At 42.6% G+C, this 15598-nt stretch carries 13 protein-coding genes; 8 read left to right on the forward strand and 5 right to left on the reverse strand.

Going from position 1 to position 15598, the window contains the following annotated elements; translation table 11 throughout:
* The first annotated feature begins 9 nt into the window (after positions 1 to 9).
* From AC58UU_RS02145 to AC58UU_RS02155, 3 genes are read left to right on the forward strand one after another with little or no spacing between them, the layout of a single operon-like run.
* Entirely contained in the window at positions 10 to 3114 is a 3105-nt protein-coding gene (locus AC58UU_RS02145) for an efflux RND transporter permease subunit (protein WP_497312525.1), read from the forward strand.
* Between the two features lie 12 nt (positions 3115 to 3126).
* Positions 3127 to 4425: an efflux RND transporter periplasmic adaptor subunit gene (locus tag AC58UU_RS02150; RefSeq protein WP_497312527.1), complete on the forward strand. Its 1299-nt coding sequence runs from the start codon at positions 3127 to 3129 to the stop codon at positions 4423 to 4425.
* Between the two features lie 36 nt (positions 4426 to 4461).
* Positions 4462 to 6174, forward strand: a complete 1713-nt coding sequence (locus tag AC58UU_RS02155) for a hypothetical protein (RefSeq protein ID WP_497312529.1) — start codon at positions 4462 to 4464, stop codon at positions 6172 to 6174.
* Between the two features lie 59 nt (positions 6175 to 6233).
* Here AC58UU_RS02155 and AC58UU_RS02160 read toward each other — a convergent pair whose 3' ends face one another.
* Positions 6234 to 7133 (reverse strand): AraC family transcriptional regulator, encoded by a 900-nt coding sequence (locus AC58UU_RS02160; protein WP_497312531.1) that lies wholly within the window; start codon positions 7131 to 7133, stop codon positions 6234 to 6236.
* A gap of 159 nt (positions 7134 to 7292) precedes the next feature.
* Here AC58UU_RS02160 and AC58UU_RS02165 point away from each other — a divergent pair, with 159 nt between their 5' ends.
* Both AC58UU_RS02165 and AC58UU_RS02170 read left to right on the forward strand, forming a co-directional pair.
* On the forward strand, positions 7293 to 8135 hold the full coding sequence (locus AC58UU_RS02165; RefSeq protein WP_497312533.1) for a sugar phosphate isomerase/epimerase family protein: 843 nt from the start codon (positions 7293 to 7295) through the stop codon (positions 8133 to 8135).
* 5 nt (positions 8136 to 8140) lie between these two features.
* Positions 8141 to 9160, forward strand: a complete 1020-nt coding sequence (locus AC58UU_RS02170) for a Gfo/Idh/MocA family protein (RefSeq protein ID WP_497312535.1) — start codon at positions 8141 to 8143, stop codon at positions 9158 to 9160.
* Between the two features lie 60 nt (positions 9161 to 9220).
* On the opposite strand, the gene AC58UU_RS02175 is transcribed toward AC58UU_RS02170, so the two are convergent.
* Complete coding sequence (locus AC58UU_RS02175) at positions 9221 to 9343, reverse strand: hypothetical protein (protein WP_307440598.1); 123 nt, start codon at positions 9341 to 9343, stop codon at positions 9221 to 9223.
* 194 nt (positions 9344 to 9537) lie between these two features.
* Here AC58UU_RS02175 and AC58UU_RS02180 point away from each other — a divergent pair, with 194 nt between their 5' ends.
* Entirely contained in the window at positions 9538 to 10905 is a 1368-nt protein-coding gene (locus tag AC58UU_RS02180; RefSeq protein WP_497312538.1) for an MATE family efflux transporter, read from the forward strand.
* Positions 10906 to 11084: 179 nt separating this feature from the next.
* Here AC58UU_RS02180 and AC58UU_RS02185 read toward each other — a convergent pair whose 3' ends face one another.
* A complete protein-coding gene (locus tag AC58UU_RS02185) occupies positions 11085 to 11849 on the reverse strand; it encodes a MerR family transcriptional regulator (RefSeq protein WP_497312540.1) in 765 nt (254 codons plus the stop codon).
* A 127-nt stretch (positions 11850 to 11976) separates the two neighbouring features.
* Here AC58UU_RS02185 and AC58UU_RS02190 point away from each other — a divergent pair, with 127 nt between their 5' ends.
* On the forward strand, positions 11977 to 12636 hold the full coding sequence (locus AC58UU_RS02190; RefSeq protein ID WP_497312542.1) for a LysE family transporter: 660 nt from the start codon (positions 11977 to 11979) through the stop codon (positions 12634 to 12636).
* Positions 12637 to 12638: 2 nt separating this feature from the next.
* On the opposite strand, the gene AC58UU_RS02195 is transcribed toward AC58UU_RS02190, so the two are convergent.
* Complete coding sequence (locus AC58UU_RS02195) at positions 12639 to 14036, reverse strand: amino acid permease (protein ID WP_497312544.1); 1398 nt, start codon at positions 14034 to 14036, stop codon at positions 12639 to 12641.
* Positions 14037 to 14112: 76 nt separating this feature from the next.
* Positions 14113 to 14406, reverse strand: a complete 294-nt coding sequence (locus AC58UU_RS02200) for a Rieske (2Fe-2S) protein (protein WP_497312546.1) — start codon at positions 14404 to 14406, stop codon at positions 14113 to 14115.
* A 90-nt stretch (positions 14407 to 14496) separates the two neighbouring features.
* Here AC58UU_RS02200 and AC58UU_RS02205 point away from each other — a divergent pair, with 90 nt between their 5' ends.
* Complete coding sequence (locus AC58UU_RS02205; protein WP_497312548.1) at positions 14497 to 15588, forward strand: threonine aldolase family protein; 1092 nt, start codon at positions 14497 to 14499, stop codon at positions 15586 to 15588.
* Positions 15589 to 15598 lie beyond the last annotated feature (10 nt).

Below are 15598 nucleotides of genomic sequence, written 5' to 3' on the forward strand. Positions count from 1 at the left end.
AGTACAGGAATGAATCGATTAACACAGTTTTCCATGAAGAATGTCTCGGCATTATTCATTATCATGATCATGCTTTTTGTAGGCGGATTTTATTCATCCACGCAGCTTAAAGTAGAGAACATGCCAAACGTTTCTTTTCCAGTAGTTGCTGTAACAACTACGTACACAGGAGCGCCTAAGGATGTCATGGATGAGATTACGGCTCCGATTGAAGAAAAGCTAGCGAATATTGAAGACTTAGATTCCATGTCTTCAACTTCGAGTGATAATTTCTCCATGATTATCATTATGTTTAAGCAAAATGTAGATATTGATAAGAAAAAGCAGGCCGTTCAAGACATGCTGGCTGAAGTTTCCCTTCCAGCAACAGCAGGTGCGCCGAAAGCCTCCACTTTTGGTGCGGCATCATTCCCTTCGAATTACTTAGTCGCTTATGCGAAGGACGGGGTAAGCCAAACAGAGCTCGACAAGTCTTTTAAAGATAAAATCAAGCCAGGTCTTGAAGGAATTAAAGGGATCGACCATATGGACGTTATTGGTGCCAGAAGCACATCGCTCGATATTGAGCTAGATGCTGCTGCGCTTGATGTATATGGATTGTCACCGGCTCTAGTGAGCAATGCGATTAATTCCGCCGCGACGAAGAGTCCGATTGGTAGTGTAGAAATTAGCGGCAACAATAAGATGACTCGTGTCACTGGCAATTTATCAAGCTTATACGAATTGGAAAAGGTCGAAATCACCACACCTAAAGGAGATATCGTAACACTAGATCAAGTTTCCAAGGTAAAGGCGATAACGGAATCTGATTTCAATGGTAGACTGGATGGCAAGCCAGCTATTGGTATGATTTTGTACAAAGCAGGCAGTGCAAATGCGGTTGATTTCTCAGGATCCATCGAGAAGCTTATTCATGAATGGGAAACAACACTGCCCAACATTACGTTCAAAAATACTTATGATAGTGCAGATCAAATTAAAGAGTCCATTACAGGACTTGTACGTGAAGGAGTTGTAGGGGCGATTTTGGCTTCCTTAATGATTCTCATTTTCTTGAGGAACATTCGGATGACACTCATTGTTCTCGTCTCGATTCCACTTTCCATTTTGATCACATTGTTATTGATGTCGACATTAGACTTAACGCTTAATACGATGACACTCGGCGGTATTTTTATCGCAGTAGGTCGTGTAGTCGATGATTCGATTGTTGTTATTGAAAATATATATGCCTCATTGGAAAAAGCGCAAGAACGTAAAGAATCCGTCATCGCCTTGGCAACAAAGCAGGTTTCGATGGCTATTACGTCCTCAACTTTGGCAACCGTAGGGGTCTTTGCTCCACTTGCTCTGGTAACGGGTGTTGTGGGAGGGTTCTTTAGACCTTTTGCCTTAACGATTGCTTGTGCACTTTTATCTTCCTTAATTGTAGCTTTAACGGTTATTCCAATGCTCGCTAAATTGCTCGTTCTTCGCAGTAAGCCGGGTAAAGGGCATCATGATGAATCAAAGCCAACTAAACTAACAACATTTTACGAAAAAGCATTGACGTGGAGTTTGAAAAATCGGATTAAAACATTGTTAATTTCAGGACTTATGCTTGTAGTCACAATTGCGGCAACGGTACCTTTCCTATCGGTTTCGTTCTTGCCAAGCTCGAAGCCTGCGAAAACAATGTATTTTCAGATAAAGATGCCGTATGCAACATCTTTTGAAGCAACAGATGCGAAAACGAAAGAGATTGAAACCGTCTTGCTAGATACGAAAGATTCTAATGGCGAGCCCGTTTTCAAATTCGTTGAAGCATTAGTCGGTTATGCAGGCAAAGATGACGAACGGACGCCTTATGCTTCACAGATTTTTGTCCAAGTGAATGATAAAGTAGATCCGAATCAAGTAAAAGATGAAATGAAAGCTTATATACTCTCTGAGCTGCCAAGCGGATCTGAAGTACAGCCTAAAGCCATGGAAGGGGATTTCGGTGTTTCATCCACTGATTTTGCCTATACCTTGCAAGGTGAGGATCAGCTTCAATTAGAGAAAGCAGCCGGTTTGGTTAAAGAGAAGCTAAATACATTCACTGAGCTTAGTGAAATTGGAGATAACCTGAGTGATGCCAAAACAGAAATAGAAATTGCTGTAGATCAGAAAAAAGCGAGAGCATACGGATTAAGCTCATCGACCGTTCGTGATACCGCACGTGCGTGGATTCAAAAGCAAAATCTAGGAGACATGAAATTCGATAATATCGTTTATACAACAACGGTATCGTTAGACAAATCAGACAAAGATACTCTTGAAAAATTAGGAAATATTCCATTAACCGGAGCGAATGGTTCAAGGGTCTTATTGAAGGAAGTAGCTAAGGTCAGTGAAACAAAAGGCGCTGCATCACTTGCACGTGAGGAACAGCAGCAGCTTGTGAAAGTAACAGCAAAAATCAATTCTGCAGATAAGACAGGTGTGAGCGCCAAGCTTAGCGCGGCTTTGAAAGATATTCAGTTGCCTGAAGGCGTGACACCAAAAATAAGTGGTGTTTCGGATGATGTGAATGAAAGCTTCATGCAGTTGTTCATCGCGATGGCTGCCGCCATATTCGTGGTTTACTTGATTATGGTTTTGGCCTTTGGAAACGCAAGTGCGCCATTCGCCATCTTGTTCTCTCTACCGCTGGCTGTTATTGGGGGCCTTCTCGGACTTGTCATAGCAAGAGAGCCGTTAACCGTAACCTCTATGATTGGTTTCCTCATGCTTATTGGGATCGTAGTGACGAACGCGATTGTTCTAATTGATCGTGCACAACAACTGCGTGAAGAAGGATACACGGTACGTCATGCTCTAATTGAAGCGGGGAAAGTAAGACTACGTCCCATTATTATGACTGCTGGAGCTACAATTATGGCATTGGTACCTCTTGCGCTCGGTATTTCTGGAGAAGGCGGATTAATCGGTAAAGGACTGGGTGTAGTTGTTATCGGTGGTTTGATTACGTCTACGCTATTGACACTAGTTGTCGTACCGATTGTGTACGAATTGATTGAAAGTATAAAGAACCGTATAGGTCGGATGTTCAATCGTAAGAATGTAAACGAAAAAACGATGTTAGAGGTATAAGGAGGCACATAGATGATTAACGATAGTTCGCGGAAACGTAAATTCAAATCCCGTTCGATGGGGGTGATCGTGTTATTGACCGCAGCGGCGGTCATGGCGTCAGCATGTTCCGCCCCAGGCGCAAAAGGGGCAGCAACGGTACAGTTAGCACCAAAGGCAATTAAAACGGATGTCATAAAGAAGCAGAAAATTAGCAATCCCATCGAACAAGTTGCTGATGTAGCGGCAGGAACGACGCTTGATGTTGTATCGAAAGCCAACGGTGAAGTAACGGAAGTATTGAAAAAACGTGGAGAGTATGTTGAGAAGGGTGATGTCCTCTTCGTTATTGATAATAAAGATGCCTTATCTGCCAAAAGGAAAAGTGAGCTTTCTGTAAGAAGTGCCCAAGAATCCTTGCAGCAAGCAAAGGATAGTAAAGTTAATAACCGCAAAGACTTGGCGGACAATGTAACTAGATCGCAAACGGCACTCAAGAATGCTGAGCAAGAATATAACAAAGTTCGTAATGAATATGACGCAGGCATTGCGGTTCAGCATCAGGTGGATCAATCCAAACAAGCACTGGATAGCGCTCAGATGAATCTAGATGCTGCACAGAGCAAGCTTTCTGCTTTTGATAATTCCGATTCGATTTCGGCTATTCAAACGCAGGCAGAGTCCGCAAGTCTAAGTTTAGAAGATGCGACTCGTTCTTTAGAGAACTATCAAGTTAAGGCACCTGGAAACGGCATTCTTACCGATTTCAACGTAGTGGTAGGACAAACGGTAGCTGCAGCAGCAGGGAAAGTTGGGCAAGTCCAACAAATTGATCCGATCAAAATCAAAACCGAGCTTACGGAGACGAATTTCCTACTTATTAAAGGAAAGCAAGAACTTATTTACTATAATCCGGATTCGCCTGATAAAAAAGGAACAGCTAAAATTAGCTACTTGGCACCTATTATGAGTGCTGCGACAAAAACGTATACGTTAGAACTGGAAGTTCCAAATAGCGATCATCTGCTGCAGCCTGGGAATCGATTCATGGTACAGCTTACGACTGAAACGGAAGAACAAGTAATTGCTATTCCTACACTAAGCATCATTCGTGAAGAGTCTGATACCATTGTCTTTGTTCAGCAAGGTGACCAATATCAGAAACGGAAAGTGAAATTAGGACGAATTAACGGGGAGTATCAAGAAGTAATTGAAGGCGTGAAAGACGGCGAGAAATTGGTTACTTCCGGACAGAACACGCTGAAAGACGGACAAAAAGTAGACAGTGCTAGCGCTGGGCCGCAACCGACAACAACACCAGCAGCCAAATAGACATCAGTGAAATTTCACAATAAGGAGAGTACTTACATGAAAAACAAACCATGGAAATCTAGTCTGACAGCCATCATGCTAGGAGCAATGATCGTACAAGGAGGCACGGCCGTATGGGCGGCCGACTCAACGACACCTGTAGTCTCTGCACCTACTGTCAATTACGGATTGACACCTGATATACGTGCCGCGATTAAAAGTGCAGCCGTGACGCCAACCGCGACAGGTTCACAACTTGCGGTTACTGTTCGCTTATATAACGGAGGCGCCGTACAGAACAGAGTTCCCGAACACGAGCTTCGTGTTCAAACCGCTAGTGGTGTTTCGTATACATTGAAACCAAGTGCTAGCAATAAAGAAGCCTTGCAGCCCAAAGAAATCGGCGAGCTTGTATACATGACTTCTGTAGATAGCAAGGAAATTGGTCAAATTGAGCAGTTATCTTTCGTCAATGTGGATATCTATTCTTATCCCAAGGTGGAAACTACACTACTAGCTATGCCTACTAAATCCGTGTGGTATGGCGGTACGGGAAATACGGCTTTGCAGAGCCTCGAAAACTTAGCATGGGGTCAAGCATTCACCATACCTGGGGTTAATTCAGGACTGACGTATTCACCAGTTGAAGTTTCTATGCAAAATACGGCATCAGGCCGCGTGGCTGTTGTGACGGTATTGGCTAGTAATCCTGGAGCGGGGCGAGAAACAGTGCCAGCTTTCCGAATGGACGCACAGTCCGAGCAGAAGAGCTATGAGGGCAAACTTTCCGAAGCAGATCCGGTGACCTTGGAGGCAGGCGAAAAGAAATACATTCATTTTGCGATTCCAGTGGAAAATGGTGTGACGTTGTCCAACCTTCTCGTTCTATCGACGGATTCATTTTTACCCAAAGGTGGAGGTCAAGCCACAACGCTAGCAACAGGTAAACTAGCTATCGCATGGCCGAAAGAGCAAGGGAATTCTACTGCAGCGCCTTACACAATTGGTCAGCCGATCACATTTGATGCTTTGACCAAAGTTGTTGATAAGTCAACAGAAGTGTCGCTTATGGAGCTTCATCTTCATGAGAATCCAGGTGAAGGCTACCAAACTGCGGTAGCTAAGTTCAAATTAACGAATACGAGTACGACGCCTACAGCTACTCCTGCTTTCCTATCGGAATTGGTCAATGCACAGGGTGTAACTTATCAAGGTTCCCGTCAAACGAATGTAACGACGATGCTAAATCCTGGATTAAGCTACGTAGTAAGCTACTCCTACATTGTGCCGCAAACCGAAGAGAGCACCAGCTTCTCGTTAAAGCTGCTTGATTCAGTGGCTGCCGCACCTTTTACAACTACGATTGCCGCTCTGCAAACGGATGTACAGAAGGAAGAAGCGGATTCTACCATTTCCTTATATCCATTTGATCTGACATTCAATGATGTAACAGTGAGTACACAGACGACTGCTCAATTGACGTATACGTATAAGTTCCGACTTGATCTGGACATTAAACAGAAAGAAAATGTCGTGGTTGACAACAACTTCTCGAAATTGAAATTTGAAATTGTTGATAACGCCGGACGTGTTGTCGGTTCTAAGGACGCTTCCTTCACAGGTGTAAATAAATTAATCAGTGGGAAACAATTGCTGGATGCCACGAACATAACAACAGATCAATTCAGCTATCCTTTCACTGTGAATGTTTATGAAACAATCGAAACGCAGAATGGAACGGCTAAACGCTTATTGAAAGTAATCAAATAGAAGCAGCCAGTTGAATAAGAAAATAAGCACCCAGTAGGGTGCTTATTTTCTGTTCAACACTACAGTCGAGCTTTAACGGACTTTGCATAGTCAGAAGGCGGCATGCCAACGGTTTTCTTAAAATCTCTTGAAAAATAGTGAATGCTGGCGTACCCCAACATGGCTGCAATCTCTGTAAAATTATAACGGCCATCTCTAATATAAGTTTTGGCTTGTTCGATTTTGAGGGACTTGAAGGCTTCCAAGACGCCGGTCTGCATCTGGGATTGGAAAAGCTCTTTTAATCGACTTTTGCCCAAGTGAAACATTTGACATAAATGGTCTTGCGTGAAGGATTGAGAGAGATTGGCTTTCAAATATTCCATGATTTGCTGAACGATTCGTTGTTCGGCTTTTTCTTTTTGAAGGGATGATTGCTTGTATTTCATAGAATCTGGAGTGGAGGCTTGTTCTTGATTCCGAATGAGTGTGATTAACAAAACCGCTAAATAGGATTTGATCATTTGTTCGCTGGCAAAAGGCGCATTTGGGTTTCTCTCCAAGTGATGAACAGTTGGTTTGTCAAAAGGGGGCAGGAACGCCTGAAACCCTTCTTGGATAATGAGGGATAGGATATTTCTTTCCCGGTCTCCTAAAGCCAGAATCTTTTTCTCGAAAATAGTCATGGCAGGAGACGTGCATTCGAAGCTTATGACAATAAGGTTTGGCGGTGTATGCTCGTGCTTAACGCTAACCGTATGGAATTCCTCTGGTTTATGAAAGATCATATTTCCTTGATGAAGGGTATGAATGTGATCATCGGCTCGAATCTCAACTTCCCCTTTGTCCACGTAAAGAATTTCCCAGAAGTCATGCTGTTCTCCGTCAAATACAAATCCCTTTGCATACTCGAAGTAATGAAAGGAAAAGAGGGTTTGAATGGTAAGTGATTCCTGTAGTTGTATACTTGGGAAATCCATGCTGCTCGTCCTCTCTCAGGGTGGTTCTTGTTCCAAACTCATTTTTAATCTCATTTTACCATATCCGTTTTTGCAAAAGTGCAAATAAATCGGCTTTTTGGATAAATCTTATCTAGCGTGGCTCTTTTATAATAAAGGGAAGAGACGGAGGAGATAACAATGAAAAAAGGGATTAATATTTGGTCATTTCCAGGCTCCATGAAGGTAGAGCAATGTATCACAGTAGCGAAGGATGCTGGATTCGACGGTATCGAACTGGCGTTGAACGAGACTGGCCAATTAAGTTTGGAAAGCAATGAAAGCGAAATCAAACAATACAAGCAGTTTGCAGATGACAAGGGCATTGCGCTATCGAGCCTTGCTAGTGGTTTATATTGGGGTCATTCGTTAACAAGCGGACAAGCACAAACGCGTCAAAAGGCGAAGGATATCGTTAAGAAACAGTTGGAGAGCGCTGCTATTCTTGGCGTAGATACAATTCTGGTTGTACCAGGTGCTGTTGGTGTTGATTTCATTCCGGATTCTGAAGTGGTTCCATATGATCAAGCATATGACTACGCTTTGGAAGCTATAAGTGAGCTTTCTAAATTAGCTGAATCCTTGAAAGTTTCCATCGGTATAGAAAATGTATGGAACAAGTTTCTACTTTCGCCGCTTGAAATGAGGGATTTTATCGATAAAGTTAATTCCCCTTATGTAGGTTCTTACTTTGACGTAGGAAATGTCCTGTACAGCGGTTATCCGGAGCATTGGATTTCCATTTTAAATAATCGTATCAAAAAAGTGCATTTCAAAGATTACCGCCGCGCCGCAGGAGGCTTGCATGGTTTTGTTGATCTTCTAGCCGGTGATGTTAATTATCCAGAAGTTATGAAAGCCCTTCAAACGATCGGGTATGACGATTATGTGATTGCCGAAATGATTCCGGGTTACACGTATCATGGCGAACAGATTATTTATAATACATCGGGTGCAATGGACGCCATCTTAGGGAGGAAGTAAACAACATGCTAAGAATCGGATTAATTGGATTAGGCTTTATGGGTAGGACTCATCTGGAAAATTACGTTCGCCTAGAGTCAGAAGGAGTTCCCATTCAAGTTGTGGCTTTGTGCGATATTGACAATGAGAAGCTCGAAGGTCGCGCGGCTGCAGGCAACATCGATACGGGTTCATCTGGCATAGACTTCGGTCGCTACAATAAATATACAAGTGTGACCGAAATGCTTGAGAAGGAACAGTTAGATTACGTGGATATTGCACTGCCTACTTTTCGACACAGAGACATAGCGGTTCAATGTTTGAATCATGGTCTTCATGTTTTGTGTGAAAAACCGATGGCGCTGAATGCTGCGGAGTGTAAAGATATGATTCAGGCAGCCGAAGCGAATGGAAAGCAGCTGATGATAGGTCAATGCTTGAGATTCTGGCCGGCCTATGTATACCTGAAGCAGGTGGTTGAAGAGAAAACGTTTGGTCAGGCACTAGGTGGCTATTTCTACCGCGGGGGAGCAACTCCAACTTGGGGACCATGGCTTACACAGAAGGAGAAAAGCGGCGGAGCCTTGCTAGATATGCATGTTCATGACATTGATATGATTCATTGGTTGTTCGGTAAGCCTGAATCCGTATCGTGTTTGGCACGAAATGTTGTTCCGGGCAGCGGATATGATGTGGTTTCTGCCAACTATCTGTATGACGATGGCAAAGTCATCAATGCTCAAGCAGATTGGACTCTTGAAGGTGATTATGGCTTCGATATGCAGTTCCGGGTTAATTTTGAAAAAGGTAATGTCGTTTTCAAAGGTGATTCCTTACAAGTAAATGTGAATGAAGGAAAAGGCTTCAGTCCTGAACTTTCCGCGGAAATGGGCTATTATAACGAACTTAAATATTTTATTGAAACATTACTTTCAGGTGAAAGTGTTTCCATTGCGACTCCCTCCAGTACGATGGGCAGCATTGAAATTGCTGTGGCTGAAATCGAATCTGCGGACAACCGTGGTGCATGGGTTAAGGTGAAATAGCTTGGTATTTATGAAAAACCTTGGAAATCATTATGATTTCCAAGGTTTTTTTGTAACTTATTATTTGCCTGGATGTTTATTTGCATCATCAATGCCATTATTGCTACTATTATTGTTTTTGTTGTCTTCACTTGCTTTTTGACCTTTTTGTTGATTGGATTGATTTTTTTGTTTGTTCGACATTAGCCCACATCCTTAGATATATTTCAAACCTTCATTATTGTGAGCAGTCTAAGGCTTATTATTCACGTTTAGTTCAACTTAAGGTCTCACGTGACAATGTTTTATTAAATGGATATTAATATCATTTGACTGCAATCGCTTACGTATCCTACACTAATAGCATTTGAACGGAGAAAGTGCAGGGATTGAAAAACATGGAGTCAACAGCATCTTGGAAAAAGCTTGGTTTATTCGCGGTCACATGGCCGATATTCGTTGATTCTGTTCTGCGGATGATGCTGGGAACGGCAGATGTGTTTATGCTCAGTCGTATTTCGGATCAAGTGACCGGAGCGGTCGGCTTGGCAAACGAAATCATTGTTTTCTGTATACTGATGTTTGGCTTCGTAGGGCTTGGAACGAGTGTAGCAGTCGCACAAAATCTTGGTGCCGGTAGGGCGAAAGAAGCCAGCCGCATTTCAGCTCTCGCGATTACGATAAATTTGATCTTTGGAATTTTGATTAGCATTTTATTGGTTGTCTTTGGTGAATCGCTGATGCGGCTAATGAATTTGGCTCCGGAGCAGATTGAGATCGCAAAAAGGTATTTAAACATCATTGGCGCTTTTATTTGGATTGAGGCGTTGTCCTACGCGATCTCATCTGTGCTTCGTTCCAATGGTCAAACGAGAGACGTCATGTTTGTTACGTTGGGAGTGAACCTGATCCATGTAGCCGGTAACAGCCTTCTTATCTTTGGTAACCTTGGTTTTCCCGAGTGGGGAGTTACTGGAGCCGCGGTATCCACTGTCGTAAGTCGTCTTATTGGGCTTATCGTTCTGATTGTTATCTTATATCGGCGTATTCCCGTACCGATTCGTCTCAAACACTATGTCACATTCGATAGTCGTATTGTGAAGCAAATCATGAGCATTGGCATACCAGCAGCCGGCGAGCATCTATCCTGGCAATCTCAGCATATGATGATCGTCAGTTTTATTAATATTATTGGCCAATCGGCTTTGAGCACTCATGTATACATGATGAATATAACCAACTATTTCATGGCGTTAGCTATGGCAATAGGCATGGGGACAGAAATCATTGTTGGTCATATGGTAGGTGCTGGAGCATTCAAGGCGGCCTATCATAAGTTAATTCGAAGCTTAAAGATTAGCTTTCTTGTGACCTTTGTAGTTGTGGGAATTGCTTCTATTTTCCGCAAAGATTTGATAGGGCTATTCACCGACAATCCAGAAATTATTGCGATGGGTTCTAGTATATTAATACTCTCCGTTATCTTAGAGCCTGGTCGGACATTCAATCTAGTTGTCATTAACTCTCTTCGTGCTGCAGGAGATGCGAGATTTCCCGTGTTCATGGGGATTCTGTCCATGTGGGGGGTCGCGGTTCCGCTAGCCTATTGGCTCGGTATTGTGATGAAAATGGGCTTGCTTGGGGTGTGGGTCGCTTTTGCCGTGGATGAATGGCTGAGAGGTCTATTCATGTATCTACGATGGAAGAGCCGTGTATGGCAAACTAAAGCGCTCGTGAAGCCAGCTGTTGGAACAGTCGCCAAGTAGAATGCGAAAAGAATGGAAAGAAGCACAGGCCCCTTGAGGGTTCTGTGCTTCTTTCGTTGTAGTGACATGCAAGGTCGCTGCTGGTGACTGGTGCAATACTAGTATATTCAGTTTCTTGTAAAAGAACTGGATATTTATCGGAGGTAATAGAATTAGTGCTAGTGTCCCGATCAATAGAATTACTTCTTTAAACCTGTGTAGATCTGGATGGCATCTCTCAGAAACTCAGCCGTACCGGGCTGTTTTTCATCATAGTAAGCCTTAAACCGTTCGTCATCCACATACATTTGGGCTAGGCCAGCATGCGCCTCTTTACTATACTCGTTCCAGTAATAACTTAACCACATCTTATGCAAATCCGCGGCTGCTTGAGCCAGATCGCTGGCAGGGTCCCCATTTTTGAAAGCTTCCGCCAATGTAGCTAGTACTTCATTCTCCAATCGCGTTACCTCGTCCTGCTGTTCTTGTGTCATGTTTTTGATTTTTTGGTTGGACTTATCAACGGTTTCATCGCCATACTTCTCGCGAATTTCTTTCCCGTATTTTTCCTCGTTATCATCGATCATCTTCTGCTTGAAGCCTTCAAATTTCTCTTTATCGGTCATGGTTATTCTCCCTTCGGTCAAGGCAATCGTTTTTTCTACATTTGAAATTAGTAAATCTAATTGTTTTCTTTTGTCTAGGAGCTGTTCATGGTGTTCTTTCAGGGCATTGGCTCCGTTGAAGGAAGGGGCGGTGACAATTTCTTTAATACTGTCCAGACTGACTCCTAGTTCTCTGTAGAACAGTATTTGTTGTAATCTATCCACTTCCGCTTGACCATAGATTCGGTATCCTGACGAATTGATTCTTGCCGGCTTAAGAAGTTCAATCTCATCATAATATCGAAGCGTTCTGGTACTGACCCCAGCCAATTTCCCCAGATGCTGCACGGTGTATTCCATCTGTTCACCTCCTGACAACATAACTGTACTGCTTTACGTAGCGTGAATGTCAAATGCTTTTTTGAAATTTAATTCTGCAGGTAATACAAGTCTTTTTCTAGGAATAGGATGATACAAGCCTTGAAGCATGTATATACAAACCAAGGAATGGGTGAGGAAAGTGTATACGATTCTTAGTTTTTTTCTCTTGGGATTATCGTTGTCAGCACCTATTGGTCCCATAAATGCAGCAATGCTCGACAAAGGGATTAAGCAAGGCTTTCTTCATGCTTGGGTAGTAGGTATTGGAGCGATGATTGCTGATGCTCTGTTAATGATACTCATTTATTACGGACTTGTTCATTTTCTGACAACACCCTTTATGAAAACGTTCCTATGGTTATTTGGTTGTTTTATTTTGCTCTACTCGGGTATCGAAAGTTTGATTGATGCGGGGAAAATAAAGGGAGAAGGTTATAGAAACCAAGCTCCGCTTTCGAACTCGTTTTTCTATGGTTTTCTTATGGCTATAACTAGTCCCTTGTCCATTCTCTTTTGGCTTGGTATCTATGGGTCGGTTTTAGCTGAAACAATTGCTGATTTCGATAGAAACCACGTATTATTGTATACGGGGGTTATGTTCACTGGTATTTGTATGTGGGATGTTTTTATGGCGTCGTTAGCTAGTACGTTTCGAAGATTTCTCACGACTCGCGCTCTCTCGTTCATATCCATCGCATCAGGATTATCCCTGATTGGCTTTGGATTACATTTTGGGATAAAAGCCTTCCATGCCCTATTTGGATAACGCTAGGTCGCTCCTTCACGATTATCATATTTGGGATTTGGCAGTTCTTTCGCCTTGTAAGATGTAGCTTGGGCGTTCTTTTTCCATTTGAAACTCATGCCCAATGTAACCAAGCCTATAATCACGACAAATAGGAGGCTTATCCAGAATCCTTGTCGGCTTGTTTCATGAAAGACTGTACCTGTGATAGCGGTAAGGATTAGAGCCATGCCCAGATATCGTTTGATCTTTCCCCATGCGGATAGTTGTAATAAACGGCCTGATGATAGTAGGATGAAGAGCCAGTTCAAGAGCAGCATAATCCCTGCGGCTGTTGTTACATACTCATAGAATTCCTCAGGCAACAAGAGTGCCATCAGCACCGCTACAGTTATACCTCCAGTCGTAAAACCGATGGCGAATAAAGGTATTTGTCTTTTCCCTGTTGTTTTTTTTGCAAAAATAGAGGGGGCATCGTGATCTTGGGCTAACGTGATAAGGATAGTTGTCACCGCAAATAAAGAAGCAACCATCGTAGAAAATCCAGCAATAATGAGGATAGCGTTAAACGCATGAGGGACAAAAGGCAGATTATAACTTCCCAAAGCAACCTGAAACGGGCTTTCCTTCCCTTGTAAGGCATTCAAGGGGATCAAGGTTAATACAAGAATAAGAGATGCGACATAGATCGTCGTTAAAAGTAGGATCATGATGTTCCCTGCTTTAGGTGCCTCTTTGGGCCGCTTCAATCGTGTAGCCATTAAGCCCATAATTTCAATACCGCCAAAGGCGTAAAAAGCATAAATAAAAGAGGACCAAGAGCCCATTAACCCAGCTGGCAAAAAGGTTTCTTTAGTCGTTGGAAATCTAAGTTGATAAGCTCCCCCCGTGATAAATCCTAAGACTGCGGCGCCTGCAATAACGAGAAATATAACGATAGCGGAAACTTTGATAATGGCAAAAATATGCTCTGTGCGCTCGAATACTTTAGTCCCGAGCAAGATAACACCCAATCCAATGAAGGCGTAAACTGTTGCAAAAATCCACATGGGTATCGCTGGAAACCAGAATCGTGTAAAGAGAGACAAAGCTGTTAATTGACTCCCCATAATTAAAAGTTCTGAGCTCCAATAAACCCATCCGCTGCTGAAGCCTGCCCAGCGTCCAAATGCTTTTTTGGCATATGCCCTAAAAGATCCTTGCTGTGGATCCGCTCCCGTCATTCGGGCCAAAACATCAAAAACAATATAAGTGCCCAAGGCTGCGAGAATGAACATGAAGATGACGGATCCACCGCCCATTTTGATACCAATCCCAGAGCCTAAGAAGTAACCAGTACCAATCGTGCAAGCAACTCCAAGCAAGGACAGCTGCCACCATTTCATAGTTCCGGACTTATCACTCTTTGCTTTTGTGGACATATAGCCTCCTAATGCCGTTCGTCTAGAAATAACAGCTGTTAGTATAGCTTGTCCATTGGTAAAATATACTTAGAGATTAACCCATCTGAGCTAATAGAGTGCCGTTTCTTAGTATGACTTCATACGAGTGGAGTCTAGCACTTGGAACATTATGGCAACGACCAGTATGTACTTCAAACGTCCATCCATGCAGTGGACACACGAGCTCTCCATCTTCAATGTCCACGGTGTAACCGGCATGAGGGCAAACACTAGACAGTAGGGTATAAATACCTTCCATCTCCGTAAGGAAGTACAGGTTATCCTCTACTTGAACCTCTGCCGGAAATGATGTGAATTGATCCTTTGTTCCGATAATGATTTCTTTCATCGTTATTCTCCTATTCAACCAGGTTAGTTTGATTATAAGCCACGGCTGTTGTTTCACCAAGTGAAAAAATGACAATGGAGGATCATACAAATGAGCAAGAATAACCTATTATTAGAAGCGTTTAATAAAGCTATTTATCCAGTAGGTAGCCATAGTAAAAGAAACATTCAGGTTTTGAAAGAGGTATTGAATGATAGTGATGGGAATCTGGACAGTGATGTTTATGGTTCAGGTAAACTTATCGAAAATTTTCAAGAAGAAATGGCTACTTTCTTGGGTAAAGAAACAGCCGTATTTTTCCCTAGTGGGACCATGGCACAACAAATTGCCTTAAGAATCTGGTGTGACAGGAAAGGTATTAAGAAAGTGGCTTATCATCCGCTGAGTCACTTGGAAATACATGAAGAAGATGGCTTAAAAGAATTGCATCATATTGAAACTATTTTGCTTGGGGATAAGGACAGATTGATCCGACTGGAAGATGTTCTTCATATGAAGGACGATATAGCTTGCCTATTGATAGAATTACCTCAACGTGAAATTGGCGGACAGTTGCCGGACTACGAGGAGCTTGTTGCCATTTGTACCTATTGTCGTGAAAAAGGGATTAAACTGCATCTTGACGGAGCTAGATTGTACGAGATCCTACCTTACTATCAAAGAACAGCAGCAGAAATTTGTGAGCTTTTTGATAGTGTATATATTTCTTTTTACAAAGGGATTGGGGGGATCGCAGGAGCCATACTTGCAGGTAATGAAGCTTTTACAAAAGAGTCTAAAGTATGGAAAAGACGATACGGAGGCGATTTAATTAGCCTTTATCCATATATCCTCAGTGCCAGCTATTATTTCAAACAGAGATTGCCTAAAATGAATCAATATTATGAAGAAGCCAAAGTGCTTGCTGAATACTATAATCAATGCCATGGCGTTGTAACAAAACCATTAGAACCTATGACTAACATGTTTCATGTGCATGTTGATCTGCCGAAAGAGAAGCTTGAACCTATATTAGTAGCCTTGTATGAGGAGACGGGTATAGGCTTAACCCACTATGTAAGAGAGAGCAGCGAGACAACTTGTTGTTATGAAGTAAATATCGGTGATCGCTTTGCGAATATACCCAAAGATGAGCTTACGAAAGCATTTCAGTGGCTGGATGTGAAAATGAGAGCTGTTTAGATCGGATACG

It is taken from the genome of Paenibacillus sp. JT22N1 (assembly GCF_059692155.1).